At 37.6% G+C, this 17887-nt stretch carries 15 protein-coding genes; 5 read left to right on the forward strand and 10 right to left on the reverse strand.

Annotated features, from left to right (window positions below):
- Positions 1-60 precede the first annotated feature (60 nt).
- Positions 61-1779: an acetate--CoA ligase gene (gene acsA, locus KHA94_RS15760; RefSeq protein ID WP_213103068.1), complete on the reverse strand. Its 1719-nt coding sequence runs from the start codon at positions 1777-1779 to the stop codon at positions 61-63.
- Between the two features lie 356 nt (positions 1780-2135).
- On the opposite strand from acsA, the gene KHA94_RS15765 reads away from it, so the two are divergent.
- Genes KHA94_RS15765 through KHA94_RS15775 form a run of 3 tightly spaced genes read left to right on the forward strand, consistent with a single transcriptional unit; the run spans position 2136 to position 4619 of the window.
- A complete protein-coding gene (locus tag KHA94_RS15765) occupies positions 2136-2768 on the forward strand; it encodes a GNAT family N-acetyltransferase (protein WP_213103069.1) in 633 nt (210 codons plus the stop codon).
- 34 nt (positions 2769-2802) lie between these two features.
- Entirely contained in the window at positions 2803-3450 is a 648-nt protein-coding gene (locus tag KHA94_RS15770; protein WP_213103070.1) for an acetoin utilization AcuB family protein, read from the forward strand.
- Positions 3447-4619, forward strand: a complete 1173-nt coding sequence (locus KHA94_RS15775; protein ID WP_213103071.1) for an acetoin utilization protein AcuC — start codon at positions 3447-3449, stop codon at positions 4617-4619. Before KHA94_RS15770 ends, KHA94_RS15775 begins: the two co-directional genes overlap by 4 nt.
- Before the next feature lie 19 nt (positions 4620-4638).
- Here KHA94_RS15775 and motS read toward each other — a convergent pair whose 3' ends face one another.
- The 4 genes from motS to KHA94_RS15795 form a co-directional block, all read right to left on the reverse strand.
- Positions 4639-5409 (reverse strand): flagellar motor protein MotS, encoded by a 771-nt coding sequence (motS, locus tag KHA94_RS15780; RefSeq protein ID WP_213103072.1) that lies wholly within the window; start codon positions 5407-5409, stop codon positions 4639-4641.
- The gene (motP, locus tag KHA94_RS15785; protein ID WP_213103073.1) at positions 5399-6217 is read right to left on the reverse strand and encodes a flagellar motor protein MotP; all 819 of its coding nucleotides are present in this window, start codon (positions 6215-6217) and stop codon (positions 5399-5401) included. The genes motS and motP overlap by 11 nt, the downstream gene beginning before the upstream one ends.
- A gap of 292 nt (positions 6218-6509) precedes the next feature.
- Positions 6510-7508, reverse strand: a complete 999-nt coding sequence (gene ccpA / locus KHA94_RS15790) for a catabolite control protein A (RefSeq protein ID WP_213103074.1) — start codon at positions 7506-7508, stop codon at positions 6510-6512.
- Between the two features lie 230 nt (positions 7509-7738).
- Entirely contained in the window at positions 7739-8812 is a 1074-nt protein-coding gene (locus tag KHA94_RS15795) for a bifunctional 3-deoxy-7-phosphoheptulonate synthase/chorismate mutase (protein WP_213103075.1), read from the reverse strand.
- A 248-nt stretch (positions 8813-9060) separates the two neighbouring features.
- On the opposite strand from KHA94_RS15795, the gene KHA94_RS15800 reads away from it, so the two are divergent.
- Positions 9061-11229, forward strand: coding sequence for a cell division protein FtsA (locus KHA94_RS15800; RefSeq protein ID WP_213103076.1), 2169 nt, complete (start codon positions 9061-9063; stop codon positions 11227-11229).
- 338 nt (positions 11230-11567) lie between these two features.
- Here the strand turns inward: KHA94_RS15800 and ytxJ are convergent, their stop codons facing one another.
- From ytxJ to KHA94_RS15815, 3 genes are all read right to left on the reverse strand, one after another.
- The gene (ytxJ, locus tag KHA94_RS15805) at positions 11568-11891 is read right to left on the reverse strand and encodes a bacillithiol system redox-active protein YtxJ (protein ID WP_213103077.1); all 324 of its coding nucleotides are present in this window, start codon (positions 11889-11891) and stop codon (positions 11568-11570) included.
- Between the two features lie 196 nt (positions 11892-12087).
- Positions 12088-12555, reverse strand: coding sequence for a YtxH domain-containing protein (locus KHA94_RS15810; RefSeq protein WP_213103078.1), 468 nt, complete (start codon positions 12553-12555; stop codon positions 12088-12090).
- A 16-nt stretch (positions 12556-12571) separates the two neighbouring features.
- A complete protein-coding gene (locus tag KHA94_RS15815; RefSeq protein WP_420828173.1) occupies positions 12572-13057 on the reverse strand; it encodes a DUF948 domain-containing protein in 486 nt (161 codons plus the stop codon).
- Between the two features lie 253 nt (positions 13058-13310).
- On the opposite strand from KHA94_RS15815, the gene KHA94_RS15820 reads away from it, so the two are divergent.
- Complete coding sequence (locus KHA94_RS15820) at positions 13311-14426, forward strand: aminopeptidase (RefSeq protein WP_213103080.1); 1116 nt, start codon at positions 13311-13313, stop codon at positions 14424-14426.
- Between the two features lie 396 nt (positions 14427-14822).
- Here KHA94_RS15820 and murC read toward each other — a convergent pair whose 3' ends face one another.
- Together murC and KHA94_RS15830 are read right to left on the reverse strand one after the other, a co-directional pair.
- Entirely contained in the window at positions 14823-16124 is a 1302-nt protein-coding gene (gene murC, locus KHA94_RS15825; protein WP_213103081.1) for a UDP-N-acetylmuramate--L-alanine ligase, read from the reverse strand.
- Between the two features lie 506 nt (positions 16125-16630).
- The gene (locus tag KHA94_RS15830) at positions 16631-17728 is read right to left on the reverse strand and encodes a nicotinate phosphoribosyltransferase (protein WP_213103082.1); all 1098 of its coding nucleotides are present in this window, start codon (positions 17726-17728) and stop codon (positions 16631-16633) included.
- Positions 17729-17887 lie beyond the last annotated feature (159 nt).

Consider the following 17887-nt stretch of genomic DNA (forward strand, 5'->3'; position numbering starts at 1 on the left):
CAGCTATAAGTCGAGAACTCGACTTATAGCTGCCCCTCTTTTTGATCTATTTTGCTCAGGTTAGTCTTCCATTGTTGAAAGATCACCTGTAGGAAGGTTTAATTCCCATGCCTTTAAAACGCGGCGCATGATTTTTCCACTTCGTGTTTTTGGAAGCTTATCACGGAATTCTATTTCACGAGGTGCTGCATGCGCTGCAAGACCTTTCTTTACAAATTGACGAATATCCTCAATTAACTCTTCAGAAGGTTCATACCCCTCAAGTAGGGCAATAAACGCTTTAATAATTTCTCCACGGACTGGATCTGGCTTTCCAATTACACCTGCCTCTGCCACAGCTGGGTGCTCTAATAGCTTACTCTCTACCTCAAACGGCCCTACCCGTTCTCCGGAGGTCATGATCACATCATCAACACGTCCTTGAAACCAGAAATAACCGCCCTCATCCATATAAGCTGAATCACCTGAAACATACCAGTCACCAGGCATGAAATAGGAATCATATTTCTCATTATTATTCCAAATGGTTTGCATCATTGAAGGCCAGCCCTTTTTGATAGCGAGATTGCCCATACGGTATGGAGGAAGTTCAGTCCCTTGATCATCTACGATTGCAGCGATTACTCCAGGAATCGGCTTACCCATGGAACCAGGCTTTATTTCCATACAAGGATAGTTACAGATCAATAGTGCTCCCGTTTCAGTCATCCACCATGTATCATGAATGCGTTTTTGGAATACTTTCATTCCCCACTTAATAACCTCTGGATTTAACGGTTCACCAACACTGACAATATGACGCAGAGTGCTAAGATCAAACTTCTTTACTATCTCGTCCCCAGCTCCCATAAGCATCCTAAATGCAGTAGGGGCACTATACCAAATCGTCACTCCATATTCCTCAATTATTTTATACCAGGATTCTGGATTAAATCTTCCTCCAACAATCACATTAGATGTACCTGTAAGCCAAGGTCCAAATATACCATAGGAAGTTCCAGTCACCCAGCCAGGATCAGCCGTACACCAATATACATCTTCTTCCTGCATATCTAGCACCCATTTTGCCGTATGATAGTGCTGAATCATGGCGTTATGAACATGTAATACCCCTTTAGGCCTTCCTGTAGAACCCGAAGTATAGTGTAGAATTAACCCATCTGTACGTTCTACCCATTCGATGGAAAGCTTGTTGCTTGCCTCACTCAATCTTTTATTAAAATCAAAATAAGATCCTTCTTCCTCAATTCCTTCCCCAACAAGGAAAACAGTTTTTAGTGCAGGAAGTTCATTCACTGGAACACGATTTAATAATTCTGGTGTCGTAATCAAAATCTTCGCTTCGCTATCTTCTAAGCGATCTCGAACAGCACCTTCCATAAACGCTTCAAATAATGGTCCAACAATCGCTCCAAGCTTAATCGCACCTAATGCAGCAAAATAAAGCTCAGGAGAACGTGGCATAAAGATAAATACTCGATCTCCTTTTTCAACATCTCCATAAGATTTAAGGATATTACCAGCCTTGTTGGAAAGCTCCTTCATTTCCTTAAAAGTATATTTTTCATTTCTCAAGCCTTCACGAAAATATAAAGCTATTTTATTCTTTCTAAATGATTCTGCATGTCGGTCAATCGCCTCATAAGCCATATTCACGCGACCTGTATCATACCAAGAAAAAGCCTTCTCCCCTTCAGCCCAATCGAATTGATTGTACATTTCATCATAGTTTTTTAAATTATTATTCCCTCTTGTTGCCGGTAACGCTTCCACTTTCATATATCAATATCCCCCTTTTGATAATGTACAGCTTAGCATCTGAATATCCACAACAAATTATTCAGTGTGCTTTTACTGTGGTAGTTTGCTAATATTATAGTATAAGTTTGTTCTTTTCTCAATTTTTAAAATATTGTATTCGAATTTCCCATTATACTAGAAATTAAGAAACTACCATAAAGATAGGAGACTTTTTAGTCATTTGAACTTTTCAACTCTTTTATCGCTTAGTTCATCTGACAAAAATGTCACAAAATGTTTTCGAATAATACAGAAAATATCGTGAAAGCGCTTAAAATCAATTAATTTTATGTATAATAGTATTCATAATGAACATGTCATTAGGCGGTGGATAAATGGAACATCGAAAAACGTATAATGCAAAAGAAATAAAAACACCTAAGGGAAATTTAATTATTGAAGGACCCATTTCTGCTCAAAAATTAGCAGACTTAGAGTTTCATAAAGATTTAGTCGCATTTCGTCCCCCAGAGCAGCAGAAAAAAGCGCTGATCGAAATTGCTGGCCTTCCAGAAGGTAGAATCATTATCGCCAGGTATAGAGACACCATTGTCGGCTATGTCACATTTGTATACCCTGATCCACTTGAAAGATGGTCAGAAGGGAAAATGGAGAATTTAATAGAGCTTGGTGCCATCGAAGTTATTCCTGAGTTTAGGAGTACAGGTACTGGTAAAAACCTTATAAAGGTCTCGATGATGGATGATGCGATGGAGGATTATATCATTATCACAACAGAGTATTATTGGCATTGGGATTTAAAAGGAACTGGCTTAAATGTCTGGGAGTATCGGAAGATAATGGAGAAAATGATGAATGCAGGCGGCTTAATATGGTATGCAACAGATGATCCAGAAATCAGTTCTCATCCTGCAAATTGCTTGATGGCAAAGATCGGTAAAAGGGTTGACCTTGACGCCATACAAAAATTTGACCGCCTTCGTTTCATGAATCGTTTTATGTATTAGATTGTTATTTATCATTTTATAAGGGTGATATGAAGTGATTGTAGAAGAAATTATGAAAACAGATTTAACTGCACTGTCAATGGATGACTGTATTGCAGATGCTATCAAGTTAATGGGTGAAAAAAAAATCCGCCATCTTCCAATAATCGATCATGAACATCATCTAGTAGGACTTGTAACCGATAGAGATATTCGCGATGCAACACCATCCATTTTTGATACTGATAAATTTAAAGAGGGATTACAGAACCCGTTAAAAATGATTATGAAAACAAACATTATTACGGGGCACCCTCTTGATTTTGTTGAAGAGATTTCAGCCATCCTCTACGAACATCGAATTGGATGCCTTCCAATTGTAAAAGATGAAAAGCTGGTAGGAATTGTAACTGAGACAGATCTACTAAGGACGTTAGTTGAATTAACAGGTGCACACCAGCCAGGATCACAAATTGAAGTAAAAGTTCCAAATAAATCAGGGATGCTGTATGAGATCGCTACAGTAATCAGAAACCGTAAAGCAAATATTCAAAGTGTACTAGTTTATCCTGATAAAAGTGATGAAAAATACAAAATCATCGTATTAAGAGTACAAATGATGAACCCTCTATCTATTATTGAAGATTTAAAGAAAGCAGGTCATCAAGTGTTATGGCCTAATCATCCGGGGCAGTCTTCATGAAACAAAATTCTGTATTTATCTTTTCAGAAGACTTGCTGAACTATAAATTCAGTGAGAATCATCCCTTTAATCAAATAAGAATTAAACTTACACTTGATTTGCTTCAACAAATAAAGGCAATTGAGGATCACCACATAGTTCCTCCTCGTATTGCCTCCGATGAGGAGCTTCAACTCATTCATGACCCAAGCTATGTGAATGCAGTGAAGCTGGCTGGCAACGGCCAGCTCCCCTCTGAAGTAGGGGAAAATTACGGCCTTGGTACTGAGGATACACCCATTTTCAAAAATATGCATGAGGCAAGTTCATTATTAGTTGGAGGAACACTATCTGCTGTCGATTATGTCATGAGCGGTCGTGCTAAGCATGCTCTTCATCTTGGAGGCGGCCTTCACCATGGCTTCAGAGGAAAAGCTTCTGGCTTTTGTATTTATAATGATAGCTCGGTAGCAATAAAATATATACAAGAAAAATATAATGCTAGAGTCCTTTATGTAGATACCGACGCACATCATGGGGATGGGGTTCAATGGTCATTTTATGATGATCCTAATGTTTGTACACTTTCTATCCATGAAACTGGGCGATATTTATTCCCTGGAACTGGTAATGTAAATGAACGTGGACAAGGAAAAGGGTACGGTTATTCATTTAATATTCCGGTTGATGCGTTTACAGAAGATGATTCATGGCTTGATATTTACAGAACATCATTAAAAGAAATTGCTGAGTTTTTCAAACCCGATGTCATTTTGACACAAAACGGGGCAGATTCTCATTATTTAGATCCCCTTACACATCTTTCTTCAACTATGAAAATTTATCGTGAGATTCCAAAGATTGCCCATGAGATTGCACATCAATATTGTGATGGAAGATGGATTGCAGTAGGTGGAGGAGGATATGATATATGGCGGGTCGTTCCCCGAGCATGGGCGTTTATTTGGTTAGAAATGACCGAAAACTCTAACTGTTATGGAACTTTACCGTTAGGATGGTTAAATAACTGGAAAGATATTTCTCCTGTTCCGCTTCCTATGCAGTGGGATGATCCTGATGACTTGTACAAGCCTATTCCAAGAAAAATAGAAATAACCGAAAAAAACAAACAAACATTAGAAAAGACTCTATATCCTATTAGAAATCAGAGCAAGAGGGAAACAAATTAAAAGGACCTTATAGGTCCTTTTAGTTTGAAACGAGATCATCTTTACTATATTTTGGATCAGAAATAACAATTTCAACGCGACGATTTTTTTGTCTATTTTCTGGTGAATCGTTAGGCATTATTGGTCTAGTATCAGAATAGCCAACGGCAATAAATCTGCTGCTATCCAATTGATGCTCTTCTATAAGATAGTTGATAACACTGCTTGCCCGTGCAGCAGATAGCTCCCAATTGGAAGGATATCGAAAACTATTCATAGGACGGTCATCTGTATGTCCTTCAACCTTTACTAAATTAGGCAGTTTTGTTAAGAGCTCGCCTACTTTATCTAGGAATAGATGAGCATCAGCAATTACATTTGCTTCCCCTGGTGCAAATAAAACCTTTTCCTGAAGGACCAGTACAACACCACGTTCAGTTCGATTAGCGATAATTACATCATCCATACCGTTTTTATCTAAGAAGCTCTGAACTTCTGTTAAAAGATTATCTAATGACTCATCCGTAGAATCTTGATCGCTATTTTCACTTGATTTTCCTTCATTCTTGTCTTTCACAGGCATATCCGCCTCTAATCCGGCTGGATTATCAAGAGGCACAATAGAAGGATAGAAATCAAAAAATTGCTCCCTAAATGATTCTGTAATTGCCTTAAATTTTAGCATATCAATCTGAGACATTGAGAATAGCAAAATAAAGAAAACTAATATTAATGTAACTAAGTCAGAGAATGTAACCATCCAGCCAGGAGCGCCCTTAGGAGCTTGAGATTCCCTTCTCCTAAGCTTCATTTTTTAAATCCTCCCCTGATTGCATCAATGACGCTGCTGCTTTTCTCTCTTCTGAAGATAAGAAAGCACTCAGCTTTTCTTCAAGAAGCTTAGGGTTCTGACCTGCTTGTACACCAAGTACACCTTCGATAATTATTTGCTTTAAAAAGACTTCCTTCTCTGTTTTTAAAGCTAGCTTTGAGGCGATTGGAAGAAATACTAAATTCGCTAGTAATGTTCCATATAAAGTGGTTAATAGAGCAATTGCCATATTGGGACCGAGGCTTGATGGATCATTTAAGTTTCTTAGCATGAGAACTAGTCCAATTAATGTACCAATCATCCCCCATGACGGCGCGTATTCCCCAGCTTTTTCGAGAATACTTCTTCCCTTTCGATGTCTCTCCTCCATAGCTGTAATTTCCGCATTCATAATATCGTTAATCATATCAGGCTCAATTCCATCAACAGCAAGCAATATTCCCTTACGAATAAAAGGGTCTTCAACCTTTTCTAACTCAACTTCCAATGAAAGCAGCCCTTCACGACGCGCACGCTCAGAAAGAGTGACAAACGTCTTAATTAATTGGTTCAAATTTTGCTCATTTTGGCTAAAGCCTTGTTTAATAACAGTAAAAACATGTTTCATATCTTTTGGTGGAAAGCTTACAAGCAACCCTGCAATTAATCCACCTAAAACAATTAACATGGAAGCTGGATCAATAAAGGAAAAAAAGCCACTTATTCCTCCATTTGAAATAATCCCAAAAATAAGCATAACTAAGCCAACAATCAAACCAATTGGCGTTAGTGCATCCAACTTTTTCATATGGTCCTCTCCCGATCTTTTAAAAATAATGAAAAGTGCATCCGCTAGGGGCTCGAGGTCTTAAGCCGTTCCGCCAAAAAGGTTAAAGAACAACCTTTCTGTCGGCCGTCTTAAGATTGTCGCCCCAGGCAAGCCGCTTCCGCTTTTCTCTGTCTAGCTACAGCACCTAGCCCCTCGAGGTCATAAGTCATTCCGTCAAGAAGGTTAAAGAACAACCTTCATGCCGGACTGTCTTATGCTTGTCGGGGCTGAACAAGGTGCTTACGCTTTTCTACTTATATCGGCATTTCCATTATTTTGTTGAGCTTCGTTGTTCAATTCGGTGTGGGAGAACGACAATATGATCCCTTACTTCTTCTTTGTTCATATACTTAGTTAAGAGCCTCATTGCAACTGCTCCGATATCATATAGTGGCTGTACGATAGTTGTTAGCTGAGGACGAACCATCAATGATAATCTTGTATTATCTGAACTGATTACTTCGAAATCTTCTGGAATATTAAATCCTTTATCTTCTGCTCCATGAACAATGCCTAGTGCCATTTCATCGGATGCTGAAAAAATTGCAGTTGGCTTCTTATCTGCTTCGAGAAGCTTTTCAAATGCTTCAATTCCAGAATCATATGTGTAATCACCTTCAGCTACTAACCCTTCGTTATAAAATATTCCTTCATCTGCTAATGCTCGCTTGTAGCCTTCAAGTTTTTTCACGCTATTAATCGGCTCATGCAAAGGTCCTAAAACGATTGCTACTTCTTTATGGCCATTTTTAATAAACGATGTGACAGCATCATATGTCGCCTGCTCATAATTAATATTTACTGATGGGATTGTTTCAGATTCCTCAATTGAACCTGCCAAAACAATTGGTACTGGAGATTTTTCAAATTCCTCAACTAACTCCGGGGTAATATTCCCTCCCATAAAAACAATTCCATCGACTTGCTTTCCAAGCATTGTATTTAATAAATGGAGTTCTTTATCTAAATTTTGATCCGAATTACTAAGAATAATATTGTATTTATACATGGTTGCAATATCTTCAATTCCTCTAGCCAGCTCCGCAAAGAAGATATTCGAAATATCTGGTATGATTACACCAACTGTAGTCGTTTTTTTGCTCGCAAGACCGCGTGCAACTGCATTTGGACGGTAACCAAGTCTTTCAATCACTTCGGATACCTTTTTCCTAGTTGCGGGTTTTACATTTGGATTCCCATTTACAACTCGGGAAACCGTTGCCATTGATACATTTGCCTCTCTAGCAACATCATATATTGTTACATTCATTTTTTTCACTCCTTATACTCTTAGATGATTCATTTTATTATAGTTTACTACAAGTTTCTAAACCTTATCACGATGATAATTGTGATTGGTTACACATGCATAATTATGTAATTAATCATACGACAGTCAACGAATTGCCGCAATGTCAAGACTCATTTTTTTACAAAAACGACACTCAAACATAGAAATAAAAGAAGCCTTCTGTCGAAATGCAGAAGGCTTTCCAGCAATTATACTTTAACAAAGGCAGACGATCGCAGCTCTTTCATAAACTCATCAAACTGTTTTAAATCCATTTGCTGAGCATTATCTGATAATGCAACTGCCGGGTCTGGATGAACTTCAGCCATAACACCATCCGCTCCAATTGCTAATGCCGCTTTTGCAGTAGGAAGAAGTAAATCGCGTCTTCCAGTTGAATGTGTGACATCAACCAGAACTGGTAAATGCGTTTCTTGTTTTAAAATTGGCACTGCAGAAATATCTAAAGTATTGCGGGTTGCACGCTCATACGTACGTATTCCTCGTTCACAAAGTATGATCTGCCCATTTCCTTGAGCCATAATATACTCCGCTGCATTTATGAATTCTTCAATCGTAGCTGAAATTCCACGCTTCAGTAACACTGGCTTTTTGACTGCACCTGCTGCTTTCAATAATTCAAAATTTTGCATGTTTCTTGCACCGATTTGGATAACATCAATGTAATTTACAGCTGTTTCTATATCAGCAGGACTTACTATTTCACTAATGACAGCTAAATCATATTCATCTGCTATTCTTTTTAATATTTTCAGCCCTTCGATGCCTAGACCTTGGAAATCATATGGTGATGTTCTAGGTTTAAATGCACCTCCACGAAGAAGCTTAAGACCTTTTCCTTTAATTGCATCAGCAACGGTAGCTACTTGCTCATACGATTCTACCGCACAAGGACCAAATACTAAATGTGGATTTCCATCGCCAACTTTTTCTCCTTTAATATCCACAATCGTATTTTCGGGCTTTTTCTTCCTAGAGACTAAAAGAGCCTTTCGGTGATCATCCTCTTGCAGTTCCAATCCAGCCTTAAAAATCTCCTTGAACACATGTTCAATTGTAGAATTTTCAAAAGGACCATCATTATGCTCTTTAATTAAATTCAGCATATGTCGTTCGCGGACAGGATCGTAACGATGAACCCCTTGTGTTTCCTTTGCCTTCCCAATTTCCTGAACTAATTTAGCTCTCTCATTAATTAATGAAAGGAGCTGCAAATTTAACTCATCTACTCGATTTCGCAATTGATTAAGTTCATTACTCAATTCAATCCCTCCCCTTCAATAGTTAATTAAGATCGATATGAATGAGGTAACCATTAAGAATAAGTTATCCTATCCTAATACACATGATTCCTCTCATTCTTCTTTATCGCCCCTTAAATATATGATACATTTTTAATAATTAGAGTTATTATATATGAAAATAACCTGCATGTCACGAATTTTTTCTTTATTAATTAAACGCTTTTAAGTAATAAAGTAAAGTATCTTGTTAAAGAAGGTGTATTCACATGCACGAACAAAAAAAGCTATTTGCTTTAGATATAGGAACGCGTTCAGTAATAGGAATCATATTAGAAGAAAATCAAGGTCAATATCATGTTGTCGACTTCCTTCTGAGAGAGCATACAGAACGAGCGATGCTTGATGGGCAAATTCATGATGTTTTGTCTGTTTCAAAGATTATATTAGAAATAAAAGAAATGCTTGAGAAAAAACACGGGCCTTTGAAAAAGGTTTGTGTTGCAGCAGCTGGGCGGGCTTTAAAGACAGAGCGAGCAAAAGTAAGCATCAATATTAATGGGAAGCCATTAATCCAAAAACAAGATATTCTTCATCTAGAATTAAGTGCTGTACAGCAAGCACAGGCTTGTGTAGCAGAAAGGTTTCAATCAGAAAAGACTTACTATTATTATTGTGTAGGTTATTCTGTTCTTTATTACCGGTTAGATGGTGAAGAGATTGGTAGTTTAATTGACCAGCAAGGGGAGGAAGCCTCTGTTGAAATAATAGCAACCTTTTTACCAAAGGTTGTTGTTGAATCACTCTTATCTGCCCTTCACCGAGCAGGACTGGAGATGGAAGCACTCACTCTAGAACCTATTGCAGCTATTAATGTGTTAATTCCACCCACCATGCGCAGATTAAATGTCGCTTTAGTAGATATAGGAGCTGGTACTTCAGATATTGCCATAACAGATTTTGGAACAATTATCGCATACGGCATGGTTCCAGTAGCAGGAGATGAAATAACGGAGGCGCTTAGCGACCATCTGCTATTAGATTTTCCACTTGCTGAAAAAGCAAAAAGAGAATTACATAATAATGACACAATAAGGGTCACGGATATTCTTGGATTTGAAACGGAAGTAAAGAAAGATGAAATTATTCAGAGCATTTCTCCTGCATTAGAAAAATTAGCAAATTCTATATGTGATGAAATTCTGAGTTTAAACAATCATCAGTCTCCAAAGGCGGTCATGCTCGTAGGCGGCGGCAGCCTGACACCAGAATTGCCAATAAGAATGGCAGAAAAACTCAATTTGCCAAACAATAGAGTCGCCATTAGAGGTATAGATGCGATTCAATCTTTATCCTTATCTGATCATATAACGAAGGGGCCAGACCTCGTTACACCTATTGGTATTGCGATCGCCGCTCATAAATCACCTGTTCAATATAAAACAGTATATGTTAATGAACAGCCTGTGAGATTGTTTGAGGTAAAAAAACTTACTGTTGGTGACTGTCTTCTTGCTGCTGGTATAAAAATGAATAAACTATACGGTAAGCCTGGATTAGCTATGATCGTAACAGTAAACGGACAAAATATTACCATTCCTGGCGGTCATGGAAAAGCTCCTCTGATCTTATGCAATGGAACATCATACTCATTAGATAACGAAATTGGAAACGGTGACCATCTCATTGTTGAAAAAGGGGAAGATGGCAAAAAAGCTGAACTGCAAATCAAAGATTTAGTTGATGAAATACCTAGTAAAGAAATTAAAATAAATGAGGAGCCATATACAATATCAGCCTCCTTATCATGTAATGGAGCACCAGCAAATCCAGACAAGTATATAGAAGATCGAGATGTCATAGATTGCAAAATCTCAGAAACGATTGAAGAAATGCTTATTTCCTTGAAATTACATGAGCTAGTCTCTGGGATTAGACCCTTTAGCGTTAAAATAAATGGAAAAGAAAACTTTATCCCTCAACTTTCAGGGGAAATTTCCCGAAACGGAAAAGAAGTTAAACCATATAATGGTTTTGAAAATGGCGACCATATCATTATAGAAAATAAACAAACAATTTCAGTAAGAGATCTGGCAAGTATGAAACAAATGATGTTATCACAATACCTCCCAGTTTCTTTTAACAACAAGAATATTAATCTAAAAAAACAAATTTCAGTCATGAAAAGAGATGGCGTAGTATTATTAGAAGAAGACATCATCCGAGATGGGGATCAACTTTTCATTGAACAAGGTAAAATAGAACCATTCATTTTTCAAGACGTATTTGGCCATGTAGATGTTGAAATACCTGCAGAATCTAATGGTAAATTTGTGTTATTAATAAATGGAGAAGAAGCCTCATTCCATAGCAAAATTGAACCAGGTGATGAATTAAAAATAGTGTGGCCTACAAAATCAAATACTTTGTTAAATTAAAAAAACATCCAAAATTGGATGTTTTTTTATACGTTAAGCGAAAGTATAAATTTCCAGCGCAGAAGATGATCCGACACAGTTGTCACTTTTAGGAATTAAGTACGACGGACAGGACAAGGAAGGCTTCGATAGCGATTAACATTGCACGAAGGAAAAGCGATAGCTTTTACGAGGATGTCCTAGTCGGGCGAATGCCACAGGATAAGGAAAGCTTCGTCAGAGATACATCGCACGACCAAAAGAGAAGCTTTTGGGAGGTCGTGGCATTTATGAGCGCGATAAGTGCAACTACGCCTCTGTCTTCGCCATTCCAAGGCTCGCCAATCGGCGAGTTTTCTTTATGCATTTAGAGCCTTTTTTAATGAATCATATGTAATTTTCCAGTGAGAAGCATGCCAAACGGCGTTACCATTATTAAATAGAATTGCTTGAGGAGACTCATGCTTAATATTGAACTTTTCTGCAATATGGTTAGACAAAGGACGGTCTTCTTGAACAATAAGATAGTAGATGGATAAGTTTTCATTTTCGCTAGCAAAGCTTTCATATTCTTCAAAGGCTGCCTGACTAATTGGACATGTTGAACTATGCTTTAAAACCATGATCTGCTCTGCAGCTTGTACAGTTTGATCAAACTCTTCAATCGTATTGAATTTATGCATTATTTGATTCCCTCCTAAATAGAAAAGCGAAGCGCCTTCGGAACAATCAAAGAACAGATTGTTCCTGCGATGATTACGCTGCCGGAGCCTTCCTTGTGTAGCTAGACATTTCTTAATCTCAAAAAAAGTTATACTTATATTAAATAAAGGTGAAGTAATCTTATCACTTCACCTTTATGAAAACAATTTAATAAGCTTATTGATTATATTTAGATTCTGTGTCATCAAATGCTTTTTTTGTTTCTTCTAGCTTCCTCTGGATATCATCACTTATAGCTTGATCGCTTTTATCAATTTCACTATTTTCAACTATTCCAATTGTCTTCACTGTTGGCGTCAGGTTTTTTACTTTATTTACGATATCGGTTGACTGTTTGGAAACTGTTTGTGCAATTACATTTGATTTCTCTTTAGCCACTACAGCCAATTGTGTTCCTTTTGCCTTTGCTGTATCTCGAAATTGATCTGTCTTTTCCTTTAAAACGATTGCTTGTTCATTAAGATTACTTCTCAATTCCTTACCAGATTTAGGGGCTAGGAAAAGCGCTGCAGCTGCCCCTACCATTCCACCGATTAAAGCACCGATTAAAAAGTCCTTTGTGTTAATACTTTCTTCCGATTTCGTTTGGTTTTGTTCATACTGCCCACGCTCTTGACTGCTCATGTTCTTTCTCCTCCTTTTAATTTCTACTTCGAATCCATTTTTTCTGAGGCTCTTGCTTGCCCATTTTTTGGGGTTCACTCTTGTCTTCTACAATTTCATGAGCCTGCTTTCTCATTTTCCACTTATCCTTGAGCTCCAGGATAACTTGCCCCCATTGAACGACTTGCGATATTCTATCTTGATTTTCTTCTAGCTGCTCGTTAACAGAGCTAGTAATCCTTTTAATAGAATTATTAAATCCTCGAACAGATTCTCCAACATCTTTAACAGCATGAACAACACTATTTAGATTTTCAGATTTTTGTTGAATATCCTCTGCTAATGCATTCGTTTTTTGGAGTAAAGCGGTTGTTTCTCTCGTTACTCCATCTAACTGACCCTCTAAACCACTTAATGTTTTAGAAACACTTTCTAAAGTAATTTGCAAGGATTTCAATGTTTTTGATAAATAAATGACTAGAATTAAAAACGCAATTGCGATTACTGCTATACTTAAATACATAATAATTTGCAATTTAATAACCTCCGTTTGACTGCTATTATCTTTTTACCTAGATGTAATGGACATAAACCTCCCTCTTAATAAAATACCATTTAATAGAACAAAAATCCTTCTTCTTATTTCAAAGATTCTATGTACACTGGACATTTTAACATATTTGTCAAAAGTGAAAATATATTATTAAACAAAAAAGAAAAATTAGGATACAATATTTATTGTAAATCGAAATAGTTTTATCGGAGGGATAGATTAGATGAAGGATCCTCGTATTGAAACACTTGCAAAAAATTTAATTAACTATTCTGTACAACTTCAAAAAGGTGAGAAAGTTCTTATTGAAAACTTCGGATTACAAAGAGAACTTGTTACAGCTCTTGTAAAAGAAGCATATGCTGCTGGCGGATTTCCATTTGTTTTATTGAAAGATCATCAAGTTGACCGTTCACTCCTCCTTGGTGCACAGGAAGAACAATTTAATATGATGGCGGATTTTGAAGCAAATGTTATGAGTCAAATGGATGCATACATAGGTCTCCGCTCTGGGGATAACATTAATGAACATTCTGACGTACCGGATGAAAAAATGAAAATCCATGGATCAACGATTGGGAAGAAGGTCCATCGTGAAATTCGTGTACCAAAAACAAAATGGGTTGTTCTCAGATACCCAACCTCCTCAATGGCTCAATTAGCGAAAATGAGCACAGAGGGTTTTGAGAACTTCTATTTTAATGTATGTAATCTTGACTACGGAAAAATGGACAAAGCAATGGATAATCTCGTTGAATTAATGAATAAAACAGATAAAGTAAAGATTACTGGTCCTGGAACAGATTTAACCTTCTCCATTAAAGATATTCCAGCAATAAAATGCTCTGGACAGATGAATATTCCAGACGGAGAAGTCTATACAGCACCAGTTCGTGATTCTGTAAATGGAGTCATCACATACAATACACCATCACCTTATAATGGCTTTACGTTTGAGAATGTGAAGTTATCCTTTAAGGATGGAAAAATTGTTGAAGCAGTAGCCAATGATACTGAGAGAATAAACAAAATCTTTGATACAGATGAAGGTGCCCGCTATATCGGAGAATTTGCCATCGGTGTAAATCCATATATATTACATCCAATGCAGGATATTTTATTTGATGAGAAAATTGATGGAAGCTTCCATTTCACGCCAGGCCAATGCTATGACGAGGCTAATAATGGCAATAAATCAAATATTCATTGGGATATGGTCAACATCCAGCGACCAGATTACGGCGGCGGTGAAATTTATTTCGATGATTGTTTAATTCGCAAAGACGGCCGTTTTGTCATTCCTGAACTTGAAGCACTGAACCCAGAAAACTTGAAATAAGAAAAGCGCAAGCGCCTTCGGAACAATCAAAAACCAGATTGTTCCTGCGATGATTATTCTAAGGAGCTTTCCTTAGTGCTCACCCCCGACAAGCATAAGACAGGCCGACAGGAAGGATGCTCTTTAACCTTCTTGGCGGACTGCCTTATGACCTCGAGGTCGACAAAAACGCGACGTCCTGTCTCATTGTCGACACTCGTACGTCCTGTACGTCCGGGGTAGGCGCTGGTCGACTAAGAACGCCACGTCCTGTGGCAACGTCGACACTAGTACGTCCTGTACTTCGGAGCTAGACATTTCTCTAACTCGAGAAAAATTATACCTTCTTATTTTACAGAAAAAAGGATGCAGTCAGTATAGCTGCATCCTTTAATATTGATTCATTCATGGTCAATTTTATAATAATAATTGACTCTCGTATGCCTCCTGAAACTTCTGAACATCTCCAGCTCCCATAAAAATAATTACGCTATTTTCATGAGATTTTAAAACAGCCGTTTCTTCTTCTATTATTTTTTCAGCACCAGGAATTTTCCCTATTAAATCCTTGATTGATAATTTTCCATGGTTTTCACGGGCAGAACCGAAAATTTCACATATATAAACTTTATCAGCTAAATTTAAACTCTCTGCAAAGTCATCAAGAAATGCCTGTGTTCTTGTAAATGTATGTGGCTGAAATACGAAAATAATTTCGCGTTCAGGGTACTTCTGTCTTGCCGCATCAATGGTGGCCTTAATTTCAGTCGGATGATGTGCATAATCATCTATGATTATTTGTGTTCCTACCTGCTTCTCTGTGAATCTTCTTTTCACTCCACTAAAGGATTTAAGGTAATCCTGGACAATGTGTGCATCGATTTCTTCATATTGACAAAGGGCAATAACTGCCAAGGAGTTTAATATATTATGATCTCCAAATGCAGGAATGAAAAAAGTTTCAAAAAAAGTGTTTCTCACAAATACATCAAAAGTGGTTCCTTCAGTCGTTTTAATAATGTTTCGAGCCTGAAAGTCATTTTCTTCTCCAAAGCCATAAAAAACCACTGGTACCTTTGCTTGAATCCTTTGCAATTGCTCGTCATCACCGCATGCAAAGATACCCTTATTAACCTGCCATGCCATTTCCTGAAATGCAGAAAACACATCATCAATATTGGCAAAGTAATCAGGATGGTCGAAATCAATATTCGTCATAATTGCATAATCAGGAAAATAAGACAAAAAATGCCTTCTATATTCACAAGCTTCAAATACAAAAAACTCAGCGTTCTCGTCTCCGCTACCAGTTCCATCACCGATAAGGAATGAAGTTGGTTTAGCACCTTTCATTACATGTGCCAGCAAGCCTGTAGTTGAAGTTTTCCCATGAGCACCTGTCACAGCGACACTCGTGAATCTTTTCAAAAAGTCACCAAGAAAACGGTGGTAACGAATAACAGGCAATCCAAGCTCCATTGCTTCTTGAATCTCTTCATGAGAATCCGGAAATGCATTTCCAGCAATTATCGTCATACCAGGCTTAATATTTTCCTTTTGAAAGGGAAGGATCTTTATTCCTGATTGCTCAAGGGCCCTTTGTGTAAAAAAGTGTTTTTCATAGTCTGAGCCTTGCACCTCAAATTTCATATCATGAAGAATTTGTGCCAAGGCACTCATGCCGGACCCCTTAATACCTACGAAATGGTAAATAGTCATATAAAGAACCTCCAACCATCGTATATCTGTAAAATAGTATATGACATTTATCTAGTTATGCGCATATCCCATTTATGGACATCAATTTGAAATAGGACTGTCGTTCTTATTGATTATAGAGTATAAACTTTAAATATTTTTAAGTGTAACTCTAACTTCTCTTAAAGCTTTACAGCCCACTGATCATCATATTCAAACATTATAGCACTATTTATTTTTAAAAACTATGTAATGAAATCCCAGCTTGATCTATTCATGCCGTTTTGTCTAGCATCTTGTGCCATCGGCTCGAGGTCATAAGTCAAATCCTCCATGAAGGTTAAAGAGCAACCTTCTTGGAGGCTCGCCTTATGCTTGAGGCCCGCAGGATGCGGGTCATGCAGACGTTGCCACAGGACAAGGAAAGCACCGTCAGCTATAATACATCGCACGACCAAAAGCAGAGCTTTTGGGAGGACGTGGCGGTTTTAGTCTGCGTTCCTTTTGCACATTACTCTTTTCTTTGTTTAGTCTACCTTTTCAAGGCGAGGGTTTGGACGGTACCGTCTACCAGCCTTTGCAGCATGTTTGCCATTAATTAATACATTATCTCCTGTAAATCCTATATTAATTTTTAATAAGTTGCTGCCTACTCCGTACAAGTCTACAGGAACGCCACGCTCTTCAAATTCAAGTATGCGAGATTCATTAAAACCTCCGCTTACAACAATTTTCACATGATTAAACCCTTCATCATCCAGTGCTTTTCTAAGGGCAAAAATTAATTCTGCATTAACTCCTCGCGGGTCAAACGTACCTAGTAAGTGCTGGTTTCTAAGGAAATATTGGTCAATCATTGTACGAGAAGTATCAATGCGTACACCTTTCAAATCCTTCCCAAAAGTTCTTGCTACTTTTAGAGAGTCAGTGATTGCATCATTATTATAATCAACTAAAGCAACTAATTCATCTTCCGGAAATGTATCCTGATAAGCCTTCGTTGCAGCAACAAGATCTCCGTTGAACATCTGAATAAGTGCATGAGGCATCGTGCCCATGCCCTTTTTCCCCCACCATTCATTCATAGCATGAGTGGCTTGTGCTGTTGCTCCACCTATGAAAGCCGCATATCCATCCCCTGCTTGAGTGGTATAGTGGTCATCACGGTCACCCATGAAGATGACCTGCTTCTGTTTCCCAGATACGCTTGCAGCTTTCACAACATTATACACATTTGTAGCGACTGAAGTTCGACGAGAGAGAATCCCATCTATCACTCCCTCTAGATAACCAAAGTCTTGATATCGCCCCATAATGGTTAATACGGTTTCAAATGGTGAGATTTGGTCACCATCCTTTAAAGAATATATTTCAAGTTCATCCGGATTATCAGCAAAAGTTTTTATAAGAGCAATTGCTTCATCCGTACCACAAAGAACAGCATGATTTTTTTGAAAAAATTGCATCGTAACAATATTATCTTTATGATATTTATTTACAATATCTCTAGTTTTTAAAAAATATACCGCAGAAAACCAGCCATCTCTGACCCTTTCGTCAAATTTGAATGTCTGATTTGTGAGGCGTTTTATTTCCCCTTTTACCTTAAGTTCAATTTCCTTCATTCCTAAAGCTCCTCAAATACATAATTAGAAAAATTGGTGTTCGCCATGTCCTTCCGGCGAAAGCTATGTTAACCTTATGTGATCTCATAAGCTGAATCTATATCGAATGTTCGTAACCATTTTAGTTAGCTATAAACTAAAACTTTTCTATTAGCTTAA

Source organism: Cytobacillus citreus (assembly GCF_018343665.1).
Classification (GTDB): Bacteria; Bacillota; Bacilli; order Bacillales; family Cytobacillaceae; genus Cytobacillus; species Cytobacillus citreus.